The organism is Bacillus safensis FO-36b, assembly GCF_000691165.1.
Taxonomy (GTDB): Bacteria; Bacillota; Bacilli; order Bacillales; family Bacillaceae; genus Bacillus; species Bacillus safensis.
Genome location: NZ_ASJD01000001.1, coordinates 743,739 through 757,364 on the forward strand (window position 1 = coordinate 743,739; position 13,626 = coordinate 757,364).

The following is a 13,626-nucleotide window of genomic DNA, read 5'->3' on the forward strand; positions in this document are numbered from 1 at the left end:
CGGGAGCATAAAAAGCGATTTTCTAAAAGAAGCATGTTACGATAGGAAAAAGTGAATCCTAGGAGGCTATGAGATGTCAATTTATGATATTCAGGTCAAGACCATTAACGGTCAGGAACAATCGATGGCAGATTATAAAGGAAAAGTGCTCATTATTGTAAATACAGCAAGCAAATGTGGGCTGACTCCTCAATTTAAACAATTACAAGAGTTATATGATCAATATCATGAAAAGGGCCTTGAAATTTTAGGATTTCCGTGTAACCAATTTATGAACCAAGAGCCAGAAGGAGAAGAAGCCATTCAAGAATTCTGTTCTTTGAATTATGGAGTGACCTTCCCTATGTTTGCGAAAGTAGATGTCAATGGCGAAGAGGCGCACCCGCTGTTCAAGCATTTAACAAGTCAAGCGAAAGGTGTGCTTGGGACAAAAACAGTGAAATGGAATTTCACAAAATTTATCGTGGACCAAGACGGAGAAGTTATTGAACGATTCTCGCCGAAAACACCACCAAAAGAATTAGAAAGCTCAATCATCGCTCTGCTCAACAAATAAGATGCTGACAGTCATGCAGCGAAAACAATTGGAGGCAGCTGCCTCCTTTGTTTCAGACAGGCTGAAGGATGAACCGACTGGACACGATGCGGCTCATGTTGCTCGTGTGCGCCAGCTTGCCGTCCGTATTGCAAATCAGGAAGGCGGCTCTCTATTTATCATCGAGATGGCAGCGATTGTACATGATGTCATTGATGAAAAGCTGTCAAGTGAATGGAAGGTCACTGAAAAGCAGCTTGAGAACCAGCTCCTTTTGTGGGAATTGGACACGCGGGATGTCCGCTATATCATGGACATCATTACAACGATGTCTTTTCGTCATCGGCATAAGCAGTTTAGGCCAATGACGTTAGAGGGGGCCATTGTTCAAGATGCCGATAGGCTGGATGCGATAGGAGCAAGCGGTATCGCTAGAGTGTTTACGTATGCTGGCGCAACAGGTGAGCCCCATTATACAGAGGACATGCAGCAGGGCTCTGTGCTAAAGCATATGGAAGAAAAACTGCTCAAATTAAAAGACTTGATGAACACTCATGCAGGAAAGCAGCTTGCTGATGAGCGGCATGAATTGATGAGTTTATTTATCAAGAAGTGGAAAGAAGAATGCGGCCTTACAGATGAGTAGGGTCTTTATGTGTGTAAGGAGGATATATCAATGAAAATAACAGCTATAGAACCAACGCCAAGTCCGAATACCATGAAGGTGATTTTGACAGAAGCACTTGCCGGCGGTAAAAGCAACAACTACAAAAAGGATCAAAAAGACGAAGCGCCAGAAATGATCAAGCGTATTTTAAGCATTGAAGGTGTAAAAGGGGTTTATCATGTTGCAGATTTCTTAGCGGTTGAGCGAAATGCAAAGTTTGACTGGCAGGGTATTTTACAACAGGTTAGAGAAGCCTTTGGACAAGAAACAGAAGGTCTTCAGGAAGGATCGCAGTCAGGCGATGACACATTTGGTGAAGTGAAAGTGTTTGTCCAAATGTTTAATGGGATTCCAATGCAGGTCAAACTGTCAGACGGTGAAAGAGAAGAGCGGTTTGGCATGCCTGAACGTTTTCAAGCAGCCATTTTAAAGCTTAGAAGCAGCTCAGACAATGTCGTGTTTGAACGTGTGTGGAAAGAACACGGCGTTCGTTTTGGAGAATTTGCTGATATCGGTCAGGAAGTCACAGAGGAGCTACAAGCAGCCTATGATGATGAGCGTTTAGCCCGCTTAACAGAGGCAGTGAAAGAAGGGCAGGAAGCTGTAGATAGACAGGTGAACCGAAAGGCATATGATGTAACAGAAGACATGCTGCAAGAGGAAGATTGGAAAAAACGTTTTGCCCATTTAGAGCAAATGCAGCCAGAGCTAAAGGATATACCTGTTTTAATGAAAGCAATGGAGGATCCCAAAACGTCTATTCGCAGACAAGCCGTTGTGAATGCTGGCATGATTGAAGATCCTGCCATTCTGCCTATTTTATATAAAGGGCTCGAAGACAAAACAGTGACGGTCCGCAGAACGGCTGGTGACTGTATTTCTGACCTTGGTGACCCGAGTGCTATCGAAGCCATGATCGCAGCATTAAAGGATCCGAGTAAGCTCGTCCGCTGGCGTGCAGCTATGTTTCTTTACGAAGAAGGGGACGAAACGGCACTTGAAGCATTAAAAGAAGCAGAGCAAGACCCTGAGTTTGAAGTCAGTCTTCAAGTGAAAATGGCGATTGAGCGCATTGAGCATGGAGAAGAAGCAAAAGGCTCTGTATGGAAGCAAATGACAGAAAGTAGAAAGAATGCATCAGAATGATGAGAAAGATGAACAAGCTGCCAATGAAAAGCAGCTTGTTTTTCTAAAAATGATAGACAGAAAAATTTTTTTAGAAAAATTATTTTGAATATTGTTGAAATATGCGAAAAAACTCTATATAGTAGTACCAATATAGAATATTGGAGGTCAGATTTTATGACACGAACCTTGCTGAGCGCTTGCTTCAGCAGCCATGTTAGTCATCGGTCATTCATAGGTGGCTAAATAAACAGAAAATTTGTAAAATAAAATCAACTCAAAATCATGCAGTCAACAAGACTTGTAGTATAGGAGGCTTTTTAAACAGATGGCAGAACTACGCAGTAACATGATTAAACAAGGAATCGACAGAGCACCTCACCGAAGCTTACTAAGAGCGGCGGGGGTAAAGGATGAGGATTTCGGCAAGCCATTTATTGCCGTATGTAATTCCTATATTGATATTGTCCCAGGACATGTCCATCTTCAGGAATTCGGGAAGATTGTGAAGGAAGCCATTCGTGAAGCTGGCGGAGTGCCATTTGAATTCAATACGATTGGCGTCGATGATGGAATTGCCATGGGTCATATCGGGATGAGATATTCATTGCCAAGCCGTGAAATCATTGCGGACTCTGTAGAAACCGTTGTATCTGCTCATTGGTTTGATGGAATGGTTTGTATTCCTAACTGCGATAAAATCACACCAGGAATGATGATGGCAGCGATGCGCGTGAATATCCCGACTGTCTTTGTGAGCGGGGGACCGATGGAAGCGGGTAGAACAAGTGACGGCAGAAAAATTTCTCTTTCTTCTGTGTTTGAAGGCGTTGGTGCATACCAGTCAGGTAAAATCAATGAAGAGGAATTAAATGAATTAGAGCAGTTTGGCTGTCCAACCTGCGGATCTTGTTCAGGTATGTTTACAGCTAACTCAATGAACTGTTTAGCGGAAGCACTCGGGATCGCTCTTCCTGGAAATGGAACGATTTTGGCGACATCACCAGAACGAAGAGAATTTGCGAAGAAGTCTGCAAAACAACTCATGGAGCTCATCAAAAAAGATATTAAACCACGGGATATTGTCACTGAAAAAGCAATTGATAATGCATTTGCATTAGATATGGCACTTGGTGGTTCAACCAATACCGTTCTTCACACATTGGCAATTGCGAATGAAGCAGGTGTTGAATATTCACTTGAACGTATCAATGAAGTAGCAGAACGTGTGCCTCATTTATCAAAACTTGCTCCAGCTTCAGACGTTTATATTGAGGATTTACATGAAGCAGGCGGTGTTACAGCGGCACTAAATGAATTGTCTAAAAAAGAAGGAGCTCTTCATTTAGATACAATGACTGTCACTGCGAAAACGCTTGGCGAGAACATTGCGGGGCATGAGGTAAAAGATTATAACGTCATTTATCCAATTGACAAGCCATTTACTGAAAAAGGCGGCTTAGCCGTTTTATTTGGAAACCTTGCGCCAGATGGAGCCATCATTAAAACGGGCGGGGTACAAGACGGGATCACACGCCACGAGGGGCCTGCGATCGTATTTGAATCCCAGGAAGAAGCCCTTGAAGGTATCATTAATAGAAAAGTAGAAGCAGGACATGTTGTCATCATTCGCTACGAAGGACCTAAAGGCGGACCTGGCATGCCTGAAATGCTTGCACCTACTTCACAAATCGTCGGCATGGGACTTGGACCAAAGGTTGCTTTAATTACAGACGGACGTTTTTCCGGCGCTTCTCGCGGATTGTCTATTGGGCACGTCTCTCCAGAGGCAGCTGAGGGCGGCCCGCTTGCATTTGTTGAAAATGGTGACCATGTCGTTGTCGATATCGAACAGCGCATTTTAAGCGTAGATGTTCCAGAGGAAGAATGGGAAAGAAGAAAAGCAAACTGGAAAGGCTTTGAGCCAAAAGTAAAAACGGGTTATCTTGCTAGATATTCAAAACTTGTGACATCAGCCAATACAGGCGGAATCATGAAAATTTAATCTGATATCGAACATTTGAAAATTGGCTCTCTCTATAGTATCCTTTATTCACAACATAAGGATTATAGAGGGGGCTTTTTTATGTCAATGGCATATGAAGAATACATGCGCCAGCTCGTTGTACCGATGCGTCAAGAGCTGACAAGTGCAGGATTTCAAGAACTAACAACGGAAGAAGAAGTAGAACAAACGATGCAAGAAGCAGAAGGAACGACATTTGTAGTTGTTAATTCTGTATGCGGGTGCGCTGCCGGCTTAGCACGCCCAGCTGCTACTCAAGCTGTGATGAAGGCAGAAAAAACTCCAGATCGAATTGTCACAGTTTTTGCTGGTCAGGACAGGGAAGCAACGGCAAAAATGAGAGAATACTTCACAGGCGAAGAGCCATCGTCTCCATCTATGGCACTTTTAAAAGGAAATGAACTCGTTCATTTTATTCCGCGTGACGAGATTGAAGGTCATGAAATGGAAGACATCATGAACAACGTCTTATCTGCATTTGAAAAACATTGCTAATACACATGTTGAAATGTCCTGTGATCAAGTCAGGGCATTTTTTCTTGATCATGATGGAGGAACCGCATGCTTATCACAACAAGCTTTAGAGCAAATGAACAAACAATTGAAACAGCAAAAGCCCTTGCAGAGGATTTACATGGTGAGTATGTAGAAAGGCGCAAACAATCCGTCAAGCAGCTTGCGATGAAACGAGGAGATGTCCTTGTTGTGGGGAAAGAAAGATTTGAATGGTATCAGCCAAATGGTGAAAAGTTTTTCTTCCATCCAAGCTCAGCGATGTTCAGGGTGAAGCGGCTCATGCGCGGGGAAAAGGATCCTTTAATCGAAGCCACGCAGCTTCAGCCGGGCGATTCCTTTTTAGATTGTACGCTTGGCCTAGGATCAGATGCCATTACAGCAAGCCTGCGAGTAGGTGCGAATGGAAGGGTCGTCGGTATCGAAAAGAATCCGATGACAGCATTGCTAGTGCGAGAAGGATTAAACACATGGGAGACAGGGGTAAGAGAGGCAGATGAAGCGATGAACCGGATATCTGTTGTAAGTGGAGACAGTATCGAGCAGCTAAAAAAGCTCTCTGATGAATCATTTGATGTCGTCTATTTTGACCCGATGTTTGAGGAGACGATTCAAGAATCTTCAAGTATCGCACCGCTCCGTCATGCGGCAGAGCACCACTTTGACCACGAAACAGCCGTCCAAGAAGCGCTGAGAGTGGCGAGAAAAAGAGTGGTTTTAAAAGATCATTGGAAAAGCACCCGATTTCTAGCAGAATCCTATCAATTTCACGTTTTAAAACGAAAAACAGCCCAATTTCATTATGGATATATTGAGAAAGAAAAAAGCCCTCGCTAAAGGTTCAGGTGTGCAGACAATTCTTTTTAATTCCTTGTCAATCATCTAAAAAAGCCCTTATTCAGGGCTTTTAATCTGTAATCTCCATATAGACAAAATAAAATAATGTCAGCAAGGAAGCCGTAATAAAAAACCCTTCAAGCATACCCATTCCTCCCAAATTTTAGTCGTCATTACTGCCATTGTAAACGTTTTATTATGAAAAAGAAAGTCTCAAATCGGTGACCAAATTGAATGACTGAAAATTCATTATATGCTAGAATAGCAGTATGATAACTTATGGAAGGAATTAGATATCATGAAGATGTGGATGAGAAAAACGCTTGTTGCGCTCTTTACGATTGCAACTTTTGGTTTAGTCTCTCCTCCGTCGGCTTTGATGACAGACAAGCCCTCTGAACTTTCTTCATCTGATAAAACGCCTTATACAGCTGTTTATGATACATCAGATGAAATGCGCAGCTGGGAACTAACGCAAGAGGAAAGCAAAGAACAGTTAGATCCCTTTGAGCAATATAAGCAAGAGGTGCTGTCAAGTGCAGAAAATCAATCCTTTCTCAAATTTGGCCGTAAAATCACACCTGTCATTGAGGACGAGTACAGAGAAGAGATTCAGCCGAAGATTGAACAAGTGTTAACCGACTATTTAACAAATTTCAAAGATGACGAAAAATTTCAAGATGTTGTTTTAACTGATCAGCCTTCAAGCGGAAATGGCGAAAAAATCTTCCACATTTACAACCGCAAGACCGGAGAAGATTTGCTCCGTTTTCATGTCAGAAGAGATCAGCCGCCTCACAGCGGATATTGGTTTAACTTTCATTACCATACAGCAGAAGATGGATTCCAGACGCATCACGAACTCGGTAATATTTACTGGGACAAAAACACCCCGCCGAGCTGGATGAGCCACTAGAAGGAGATGTCATGCCAATTGAAAAAATATACAATGAACGAAATGGTGCAGATTACAAAACAAATGTTAAACGATCGCGGAGTGAAAATTGAAGATATCGCACACATTGTGCTGAAGCTCCAAGAAAAATATCATCCAAACCTTCCACTTAGTGTCTGTATTGAAAATGTTGAAAAAGTGCTGAATAAAAGAGAAATTGTCCATGCAGTTTTAACAGGACTTGCCCTTGATCAGCTGGCAGAAAAAAAGCTCTTGCCAGAACCTTTACAGCACTTAGTTGAAACAGATGAGCCGCTATATGGAATTGATGAGATTATTCCGCTTTCCATTGTCAATGTATATGGATCAATCGGTTTGACCAACTTCGGTTATTTAGATAAAGAGAAATTTGGTATTATTCGTGAATTAGATGAAGGCCGTCCAGGTGAAGTGCATACTTTCCTTGATGACCTAGTCGCTGCACTTGCCGCAGCAGCTGCAAGCCGCATTGCTCACTCACACCAAGATATTAAGGATGAAGAGCAGGAACGAGTGAATCAAGCATAAAAAGAAAAACATGTCTGCTCATCATGCAGGCATGTTTTTTTGGTTTCAAGAAAAGCCGAAATAAGGTAAACTACAACAAGAACATAAATAAAGGATGAAAAAAATGAAACAATACAAAGAGTTATGCCGTCATGTATTACAGCACGGGGATGAAAAAGGTGACAGAACGGGTACAGGTACAATCAGCACGTTCGGTTACCAGATGAGATTTGATTTACAGGAAGGATTTCCTCTTTTAACCACAAAGAAATTACACCTGAAATCGATCATTCATGAGTTGCTTTGGTTTTTAAAAGGTGATACAAATGTCAAATATCTTCAAGAAAATGGTGTCCGCATTTGGAACGAATGGGCAGATGAAAATGGAGAGCTGGGCCGTGTATACGGTGCACAGTGGAGATCATGGGCGAGCGGAGACGGCGAGACAGTGGATCAGATCACAAAGCTGATTCATGATATTGAGCACAACCCGAATTCAAGACGACTGATCGTCAGCGCTTGGAACCCGGGGGAAATTGATCAAATGGCGCTGCCTCCTTGTCATTGTCTATTTCAATTTTACGTATCAAACGGGAAGCTTTCCTGCCAGCTATATCAAAGATCGGCAGATATCTTTTTAGGCGTGCCATTTAATATTGCTTCATATGCCCTTCTAACGATGATGATTGCCAAAGTCACAAATCTTGAGCCAGGAGAGTTTATTCACACACTCGGAGATGCTCATATTTATCAAAATCATCTTCCACAGGTGAAAATGCAGCTAGAGCGCGAGGAACGCACGCTTCCTACGCTTCGTATTACAAGAGATGTAAAGAGCATTTTTGATTTTACGTTTGATGATTTTGTGCTTGAGAACTATGATCCGCATCCGCATATAAAAGGAGAAGTCAGTGTATGATTTCCATGATTGCGGCGACAGGAGAAGACAGAGTCATTGGTCTAGATAATCAAATGCCTTGGCATTTACCAGCAGATTTAGCGTATTTTAAAAAAGTCACAGGCGGTCATACGATTGTCATGGGCAGAAAAACCTTTGAATCGATTGGACGAGCGCTGCCTAACCGCCGAAATATTGTGCTGACCACAAGTTCTTCTTTTAAAGCAGAAGGATGCGAGGTTGTTCATTCAATTGCTGATATTTTGGCAATTGGGGAAAGCGAGACAGAGCTATTTATCATTGGCGGGTCTAAGCTGTATGAAGAAATGATGCCATATGCTGATCGTCTCTATATCACGCACATTCACCATGCGTTTGAAGGAGACCGCTATTTCCCGTATTACAATGAAGATGAATGGACGATTGTATCACGCGAAAAAGGCCATCGTGACGAAAAGAACCCCTACAATTATGAATTTGTCGTATATGACAAAAAAGGATAAGTGAGTAGGAGGAGTACGGTTGTTTCGTTATTGGTTTTTAACGATTTATGTTGTTGTATCCTTTTTAAAAAGTATGAGGCATTTGTACGATCATGAATTAACGGATCCACGCATTTCCTATACGAAACGAATGCATCTCATTCATGAGCATGCAAAAAGGTTTTCCCGGGGATGTATTGATCAATCAGGATCAGTCATGACCATTCATCAGCAAAAGAAGCTGCCAGATGGCCCGGTTATTTATGTCACAAAAGAGCTGAATCCAGTCACGACGACATTATTGATCGGCCACCTTGAGAAGCCATTTGCTTTCATGGCAAAGCCGAAGCTCTTTCGGTATCCGATTTTAAAACAATGGCTCAAAAAAATGGCGGTTATCCATCAGAATCAAACGGATGAGGTCTTATTAGAAGAAGCAAAGGAAAGAATCGTGTCTGGGCAGAGTCTATTGCTTTCAGAAGCGTATCGTCATATTGCAGAGGCGCTTGCTGAAGAATACGATTGTCCGCTTGTACCAATTGAAACTAGCGGAACGGATCGTCTTTTAACTGGGAAGATCGTGAAAAGACTGCGTCCTGTTAATGTCGATATTCATATTAAAGCTCCTGTCATGATCAGTGATTACGCACAAAAACGTGCATAGAAAAAACCAGCATCCGAATAGTGGATGCTGGTTTTTTCATTCTATGCAGCAGGAATGTTTACGCAATAGAATAAAATACAGAAGAACATCGATGCGCTGCCGCCAAGAACAAAGCTGTGCCAAATCGCATGATGATAGGGAATTTTCCGCCAAATATAAAAGATGGTTCCGACTGAATATAATATGCCGCCTAACAGTAAGAGGCCAAATCCTGCACCTGTTAATTGGATATAAAGCGGTTTGATGGCGATGATGATCATCCATCCCATTAATAAATAGACAAGGGTAGATACGATAATAAAGCGTTTGACGAAAAAGATTTTAAAGACAATCCCACCAGCAGCAAGCGCCCATACAATGGCAAGGAGCGTATAGCCGAGTGCACCTTTTAGTGGTCCAAGTAAAAAGGGTGTATATGTACCAGCAATCAATACATAAATAGCCGAGTGGTCGAGGATTTCAAAAATATCTTTTGTTTTTTTGTGCCGAATGCTATGAAGCAGGGTTGAGCTTAAATAAAGCAGCAGCATGGATGCACCAAATATCGAAAAGCTGATAATGTCTGTGACAGTGCCGTATTGAACAGCGAATAAGACGAGAAACACAATGGCTGGGATAGATAAAATAACACCAATGCCATGTGTAATGGCGTTTGCAATTTCTTCTTTTACAGTAAACAATGGATGTCCTCCTTTTATTGAACCGGTATATAACCATCAAGCGACTTCAGGAATGAAAGACCTTCAAGTGTAATCTTCGTTCCGGCCCTGCCTTTTCCTTTCGTCACGTATGCTTTTTTCTCAAGATCATCTAAGCGGTTTCGCACCTGCTGAGGGGTCAGCGGGATATCTCCTTGTTTGCTTAATTCAGATAAGATGCGCCTGCTGGCTGCTTCTCCTTTTTCATTGAGAGATTTAATGGCTTCCAGCAAGAAAACAAACTCTTGTTTTTCCATTAGTGTAAGCTGGTGTTCTTCCTTTTTACCTTTCACGGCTGAGGGAAGAGGTGCTAATACAAAGGGCGGTAAATGATGTAAAAATACCGTGTGGCCCTCGAGTATGGACGCAGCGTAATGAACAATATTTTTGAGTTCTTGGACATTTCCTTCAAATGGATACTGCTGCAAGGCTTCCCAAACACTTGGATCAATATCAGGTGCCATGTTCAGCTTTTGAAAGAAAGCATTTGTTAACACAGGAATATCTGTTTTTCGTTCGGCTAAAGCTGGAAGGGCCAAATGAAGAACATTCAGACGATAAAACAGCTCGGGTAAAAAGGTAGAAGAAACCCTGAGTGCCTCTATTGATAAAGACGAAGAAGCGATTACTTTTGTTGCAGGTGACGTTTCTAGAAAGTGAATGACCTGGTGCTGCATAGAAATACTTAATGCACCGATTTCATCTAAATAAAGAATTTGATTGTTTTTTTCTATGAAGGCTTTCTGTAAGGTTTCTTCATTCAAGATGGGGCAATACATGTGTGTCAGTGATGCGTGTGGAACAGATACGTTCGCCATTTCTTGGGCGAATAGCGTTTTGCCTGTGCCGATGTCTCCTGTTATCAAGACCGGCTGTTCGTTTTTCGAAAATTGTTTTGCCAGATGAATTGCATGCTTGATATCTTGATGATCACCATAGATAGATGCGAATGATTGAGTGGCCATTGGGTGATTCCTTTCTTTGTGGTTCTAATTGGTTCAATTGTAACACCCAATTAAAACAAATGTACAGGAAAACGAAAAAGTTTATAAAATTTATGATGGATCCATGATCTATTGGTTTATTTTTTGAATATTCATGTTATAATGACAAATTAAATAAGGTTAAAGAGAAAGGATCTTGTACATGAAACCGTTGCTCAAAGAAAATACGCTAATTCAAGTGAAAGACATCTTAAAAGCCCATCAAAATTTGAAGGATGTAGTCATTCATACACCACTTCAAAAAAATGAGCGACTTTCTGAACGATATGAATGTAATGTCTACTTAAAAAGAGAGGATCTTCAAGTAGTTCGTTCCTTTAAATTAAGAGGCGCTTTTAATAAAATGAGCCAGCTTCCAAAAGATAAACTAGAAAATGGCATTGTCTGTGCAAGTGCAGGAAATCACGCACAGGGTGTTGCCTATTCTTGTAAATATTTAGGCATCCACGGGAAAATCTTTATGCCTGCTACGACGCCAAGGCAAAAAGTATCACAAGTGGAGCTGTTCGGAAAAGAATATGTTGAAATTATCTTAACCGGAGATACGTTTGATGATTCGTATCATGAAGCCGTAAAATGCGGAGATGAAGAGAAGCGCGAATTTATCCATCCGTTTGATGATCTGGATGTGATGGCAGGACAAGGAACGACTGCTGTCGAAATCTTAAATGATATCGAAGTGGAGCCTCACTTTTTATTTGCAAGTGTCGGAGGTGGAGGTCTGTTATCTGGTGTTGGTACATATATCAAAAATATCTCACCAGAAACCGAAATCATTGCAGTCGAACCGCTTGGCGCAGCTTCACTGCATGCCTCGCATGAGAAGGGCGAGGTTGTGACACTTGATTCGATTGATAAGTTTGTAGACGGAGCAGCGGTTCAGCGGATTGGCGAAAAGACGTTTACATCGCTTCAGTCTGTTGTCGATAAAATCAGTCTTGTACCCGAAGGGAAAGTGTGTACAACGATTTTAGAGCTGTATAATCAATGTGCGATTGTAGCAGAACCGGCAGGCGCATTGCCAATCGCAGCATTAGATGCTCATCGCGAGGAGATCAAAGGGAAAAATGTTGTCTGTATTGTCAGTGGAGGAAATAATGACATCGGCAGAATGCAGGAAATCAAAGAACGCTCGATGATCTATGAAGGGCTTCAACATTACTTTATTGTCAATTTTCCGCAAAGAGCAGGAGCGCTTCGTGAATTTTTAGATGAAGTGTTAGGGCCAAATGACGATATCTCACGCTTTGAATATACGAAAAAGAATAACCGAAGCAAAGGTCCTGCGCTAGTCGGCATCGAATTGAAAGAAAGAGATGACTATGCAGCGCTGATTGAGCGGATGGATAGAAAAGGCTTTCACTATGTTGAAGTGAATAAAGATCAAGATTTATTCCACCTATTTATTTAGGCTTAACAGATAATTGGAAAAGAGGATTGATCGTTTGTGCTGCTCAAAACAATATGTTTTAGACGGATGGATGGAGCTCAGATCAAGGTAACAGAAGTCCCTGTTCTAAAGGGAGATGAGACGTATCGTTTCATGCTCACATTTAGACTTGAAGCTTTCTTGAAAAAAGTCTATGTATCTAAAGGAAAGAGAACTGTGTACTCTTTCAGAGAGGATGTGAAACGTAACGTCAAGTGGAGCACATATGAACAGATCTATCAGGAGCCTACACTGAAACACAATGCGTAAGCAGGAATCTTTGTCAAAAGGGGTAAGCAGCCATTTTGAAGTGGCCGCTGCTCAGTTTGGCAAGGATTTTTTTCTTGACAAGAAGAAAATGTGACAATTTCAAAAACGTTAGGTCAGTTGTTTTCAAGTGTGCAGGAAATAAGGTAATATCATAAGTAAAGACTAAGACAGCAAGGATGAGACGATAGTGAAACAAATTAAAATTGTAACAGATTCAACTGTGGACCTTCCGCAAGAAAAAATCAATGATCTTTCCATTCACGTGATTCCGCTCAATATCTCCATTTCTGGAGTTGATTATATTGACCGGGTGAATATACAGCCAGATGAATTTATTGAAAAAATGGAGGCTGCTGAGGAACTGCCGAAAACGTCTCAACCTGCGATCGGTCAATTCGTCGAATTATATGAAAAGCTGACGGCAGATGGAAGCGAAGTGATCAGTATCCATTTAACTGGTGGTATGAGCGGTACTGTTCAAACTGCTGAAAGCGCTTCGAAAATGGTAGATGGAAATATCACGGTGATTGATTCGAATTTTATTTCCTATGGATTAGGATTTCAAGTCATCAAAGCAGCAGAACTAGCCAAAAAGGGTGCAAGCCGTGAAGATATTATCACAGAATTAGATAAAATCCGTCATCAAACAAAGCTATATGTCACGATCGATACATTAGAAAATCTCGTCAAAGGCGGCAGAATCGGAAGAGGAAAGGCGCTGATCGGCTCACTTCTTCACATCAAACCAATTGCCAGCTTGACAGACGGGGTATATACGCCAGAAGCGAATGTGAGAAGCTACTCTGCGCTTGTCCGCCATCTGACAAAACAGTATGTACAGGCGGTGAAGGGAAAAACAGTTCAAGCCATTGGGATCGCACATGCAGATGCATTAGAACTCGCTGAAAAGCTAAAAAAAGCGCTACTTGACCACACACCTGAAGCACTGATTGACATCGCCTACACAACACCGATTATTTCTTGTCATACCGGAAAGGGCGCAATAGGCTTTACTTTTTATACCGATTGATAGAAAA

16 protein-coding genes are annotated in these 13,626 nt (G+C 41.7%); 14 read left to right on the forward strand and 2 right to left on the reverse strand.

Annotated features, from left to right (window positions below):
- The first annotated feature begins 73 nt into the window (after positions 1 to 73).
- The 11 genes from BA81_RS03880 to BA81_RS03930 all read left to right on the forward strand — a co-directional run bounded on the left by BA81_RS03880 (position 74) and on the right by BA81_RS03930 (position 9,188).
- Positions 74 to 556, forward strand: a complete 483-nt coding sequence (locus BA81_RS03880) for a glutathione peroxidase (protein ID WP_024428135.1) — start codon at positions 74 to 76, stop codon at positions 554 to 556.
- A 13-nt stretch (positions 557 to 569) separates the two neighbouring features.
- Positions 570 to 1,181 carry an HD domain-containing protein gene (locus tag BA81_RS03885; protein ID WP_227001666.1) on the forward strand — a complete coding sequence of 204 codons (612 nt, stop codon included), beginning with the start codon at positions 570 to 572 and terminating at the stop codon, positions 1,179 to 1,181.
- Positions 1,182 to 1,211: 30 nt separating this feature from the next.
- On the forward strand, positions 1,212 to 2,348 hold the full coding sequence (locus BA81_RS03890; RefSeq protein WP_034280519.1) for a conserved virulence factor C family protein: 1,137 nt from the start codon (positions 1,212 to 1,214) through the stop codon (positions 2,346 to 2,348).
- 307 nt (positions 2,349 to 2,655) lie between these two features.
- Entirely contained in the window at positions 2,656 to 4,332 is a 1,677-nt protein-coding gene (ilvD, locus tag BA81_RS03895; RefSeq protein WP_024422739.1) for a dihydroxy-acid dehydratase, read from the forward strand.
- A gap of 81 nt (positions 4,333 to 4,413) precedes the next feature.
- Complete coding sequence (locus BA81_RS03900) at positions 4,414 to 4,848, forward strand: BrxA/BrxB family bacilliredoxin (RefSeq protein ID WP_024422738.1); 435 nt, start codon at positions 4,414 to 4,416, stop codon at positions 4,846 to 4,848.
- A 66-nt stretch (positions 4,849 to 4,914) separates the two neighbouring features.
- On the forward strand, positions 4,915 to 5,703 hold the full coding sequence (locus BA81_RS03905; protein WP_024428138.1) for a class I SAM-dependent methyltransferase: 789 nt from the start codon (positions 4,915 to 4,917) through the stop codon (positions 5,701 to 5,703).
- A gap of 298 nt (positions 5,704 to 6,001) precedes the next feature.
- The gene (locus BA81_RS03910) at positions 6,002 to 6,619 is read left to right on the forward strand and encodes a YpjP family protein (RefSeq protein WP_024428139.1); all 618 of its coding nucleotides are present in this window, start codon (positions 6,002 to 6,004) and stop codon (positions 6,617 to 6,619) included.
- An 18-nt stretch (positions 6,620 to 6,637) separates the two neighbouring features.
- Positions 6,638 to 7,165, forward strand: coding sequence for a phosphatidylglycerophosphatase A family protein (locus BA81_RS03915; protein ID WP_024428140.1), 528 nt, complete (start codon positions 6,638 to 6,640; stop codon positions 7,163 to 7,165).
- A gap of 103 nt (positions 7,166 to 7,268) precedes the next feature.
- Positions 7,269 to 8,063, forward strand: a complete 795-nt coding sequence (locus tag BA81_RS03920; RefSeq protein ID WP_024428141.1) for a thymidylate synthase — start codon at positions 7,269 to 7,271, stop codon at positions 8,061 to 8,063.
- Positions 8,060 to 8,545 (forward strand): type 3 dihydrofolate reductase, encoded by a 486-nt coding sequence (folA, locus tag BA81_RS03925; protein ID WP_024428142.1) that lies wholly within the window; start codon positions 8,060 to 8,062, stop codon positions 8,543 to 8,545. The genes BA81_RS03920 and folA overlap by 4 nt, the downstream gene beginning before the upstream one ends.
- A 19-nt stretch (positions 8,546 to 8,564) precedes the next feature.
- Positions 8,565 to 9,188: a lysophospholipid acyltransferase family protein gene (locus BA81_RS03930; RefSeq protein ID WP_034280522.1), complete on the forward strand. Its 624-nt coding sequence runs from the start codon at positions 8,565 to 8,567 to the stop codon at positions 9,186 to 9,188.
- A 41-nt stretch (positions 9,189 to 9,229) separates the two neighbouring features.
- On the opposite strand, the gene trhA is transcribed toward BA81_RS03930, so the two are convergent.
- Both trhA and BA81_RS03940 read right to left on the reverse strand, forming a co-directional pair.
- The gene (trhA, locus tag BA81_RS03935; protein WP_024428144.1) at positions 9,230 to 9,868 is read right to left on the reverse strand and encodes a PAQR family membrane homeostasis protein TrhA; all 639 of its coding nucleotides are present in this window, start codon (positions 9,866 to 9,868) and stop codon (positions 9,230 to 9,232) included.
- A 14-nt stretch (positions 9,869 to 9,882) separates the two neighbouring features.
- The gene (locus BA81_RS03940) at positions 9,883 to 10,851 is read right to left on the reverse strand and encodes an AAA-type ATPase lid domain-containing protein (protein WP_024428145.1); all 969 of its coding nucleotides are present in this window, start codon (positions 10,849 to 10,851) and stop codon (positions 9,883 to 9,885) included.
- 181 nt (positions 10,852 to 11,032) lie between these two features.
- On the opposite strand from BA81_RS03940, the gene ilvA reads away from it, so the two are divergent.
- From ilvA to BA81_RS03955, 3 genes are all read left to right on the forward strand, one after another.
- Positions 11,033 to 12,301, forward strand: coding sequence for a threonine ammonia-lyase IlvA (ilvA, locus tag BA81_RS03945; RefSeq protein WP_024428146.1), 1,269 nt, complete (start codon positions 11,033 to 11,035; stop codon positions 12,299 to 12,301).
- Positions 12,302 to 12,337: 36 nt separating this feature from the next.
- A complete protein-coding gene (locus BA81_RS03950) occupies positions 12,338 to 12,589 on the forward strand; it encodes a YpmP family protein (RefSeq protein ID WP_024428147.1) in 252 nt (83 codons plus the stop codon).
- Between the two features lie 187 nt (positions 12,590 to 12,776).
- A complete protein-coding gene (locus BA81_RS03955; RefSeq protein ID WP_024422727.1) occupies positions 12,777 to 13,619 on the forward strand; it encodes a DegV family protein in 843 nt (280 codons plus the stop codon).
- The last annotated feature ends 7 nt before the right edge of the window (positions 13,620 to 13,626 follow it).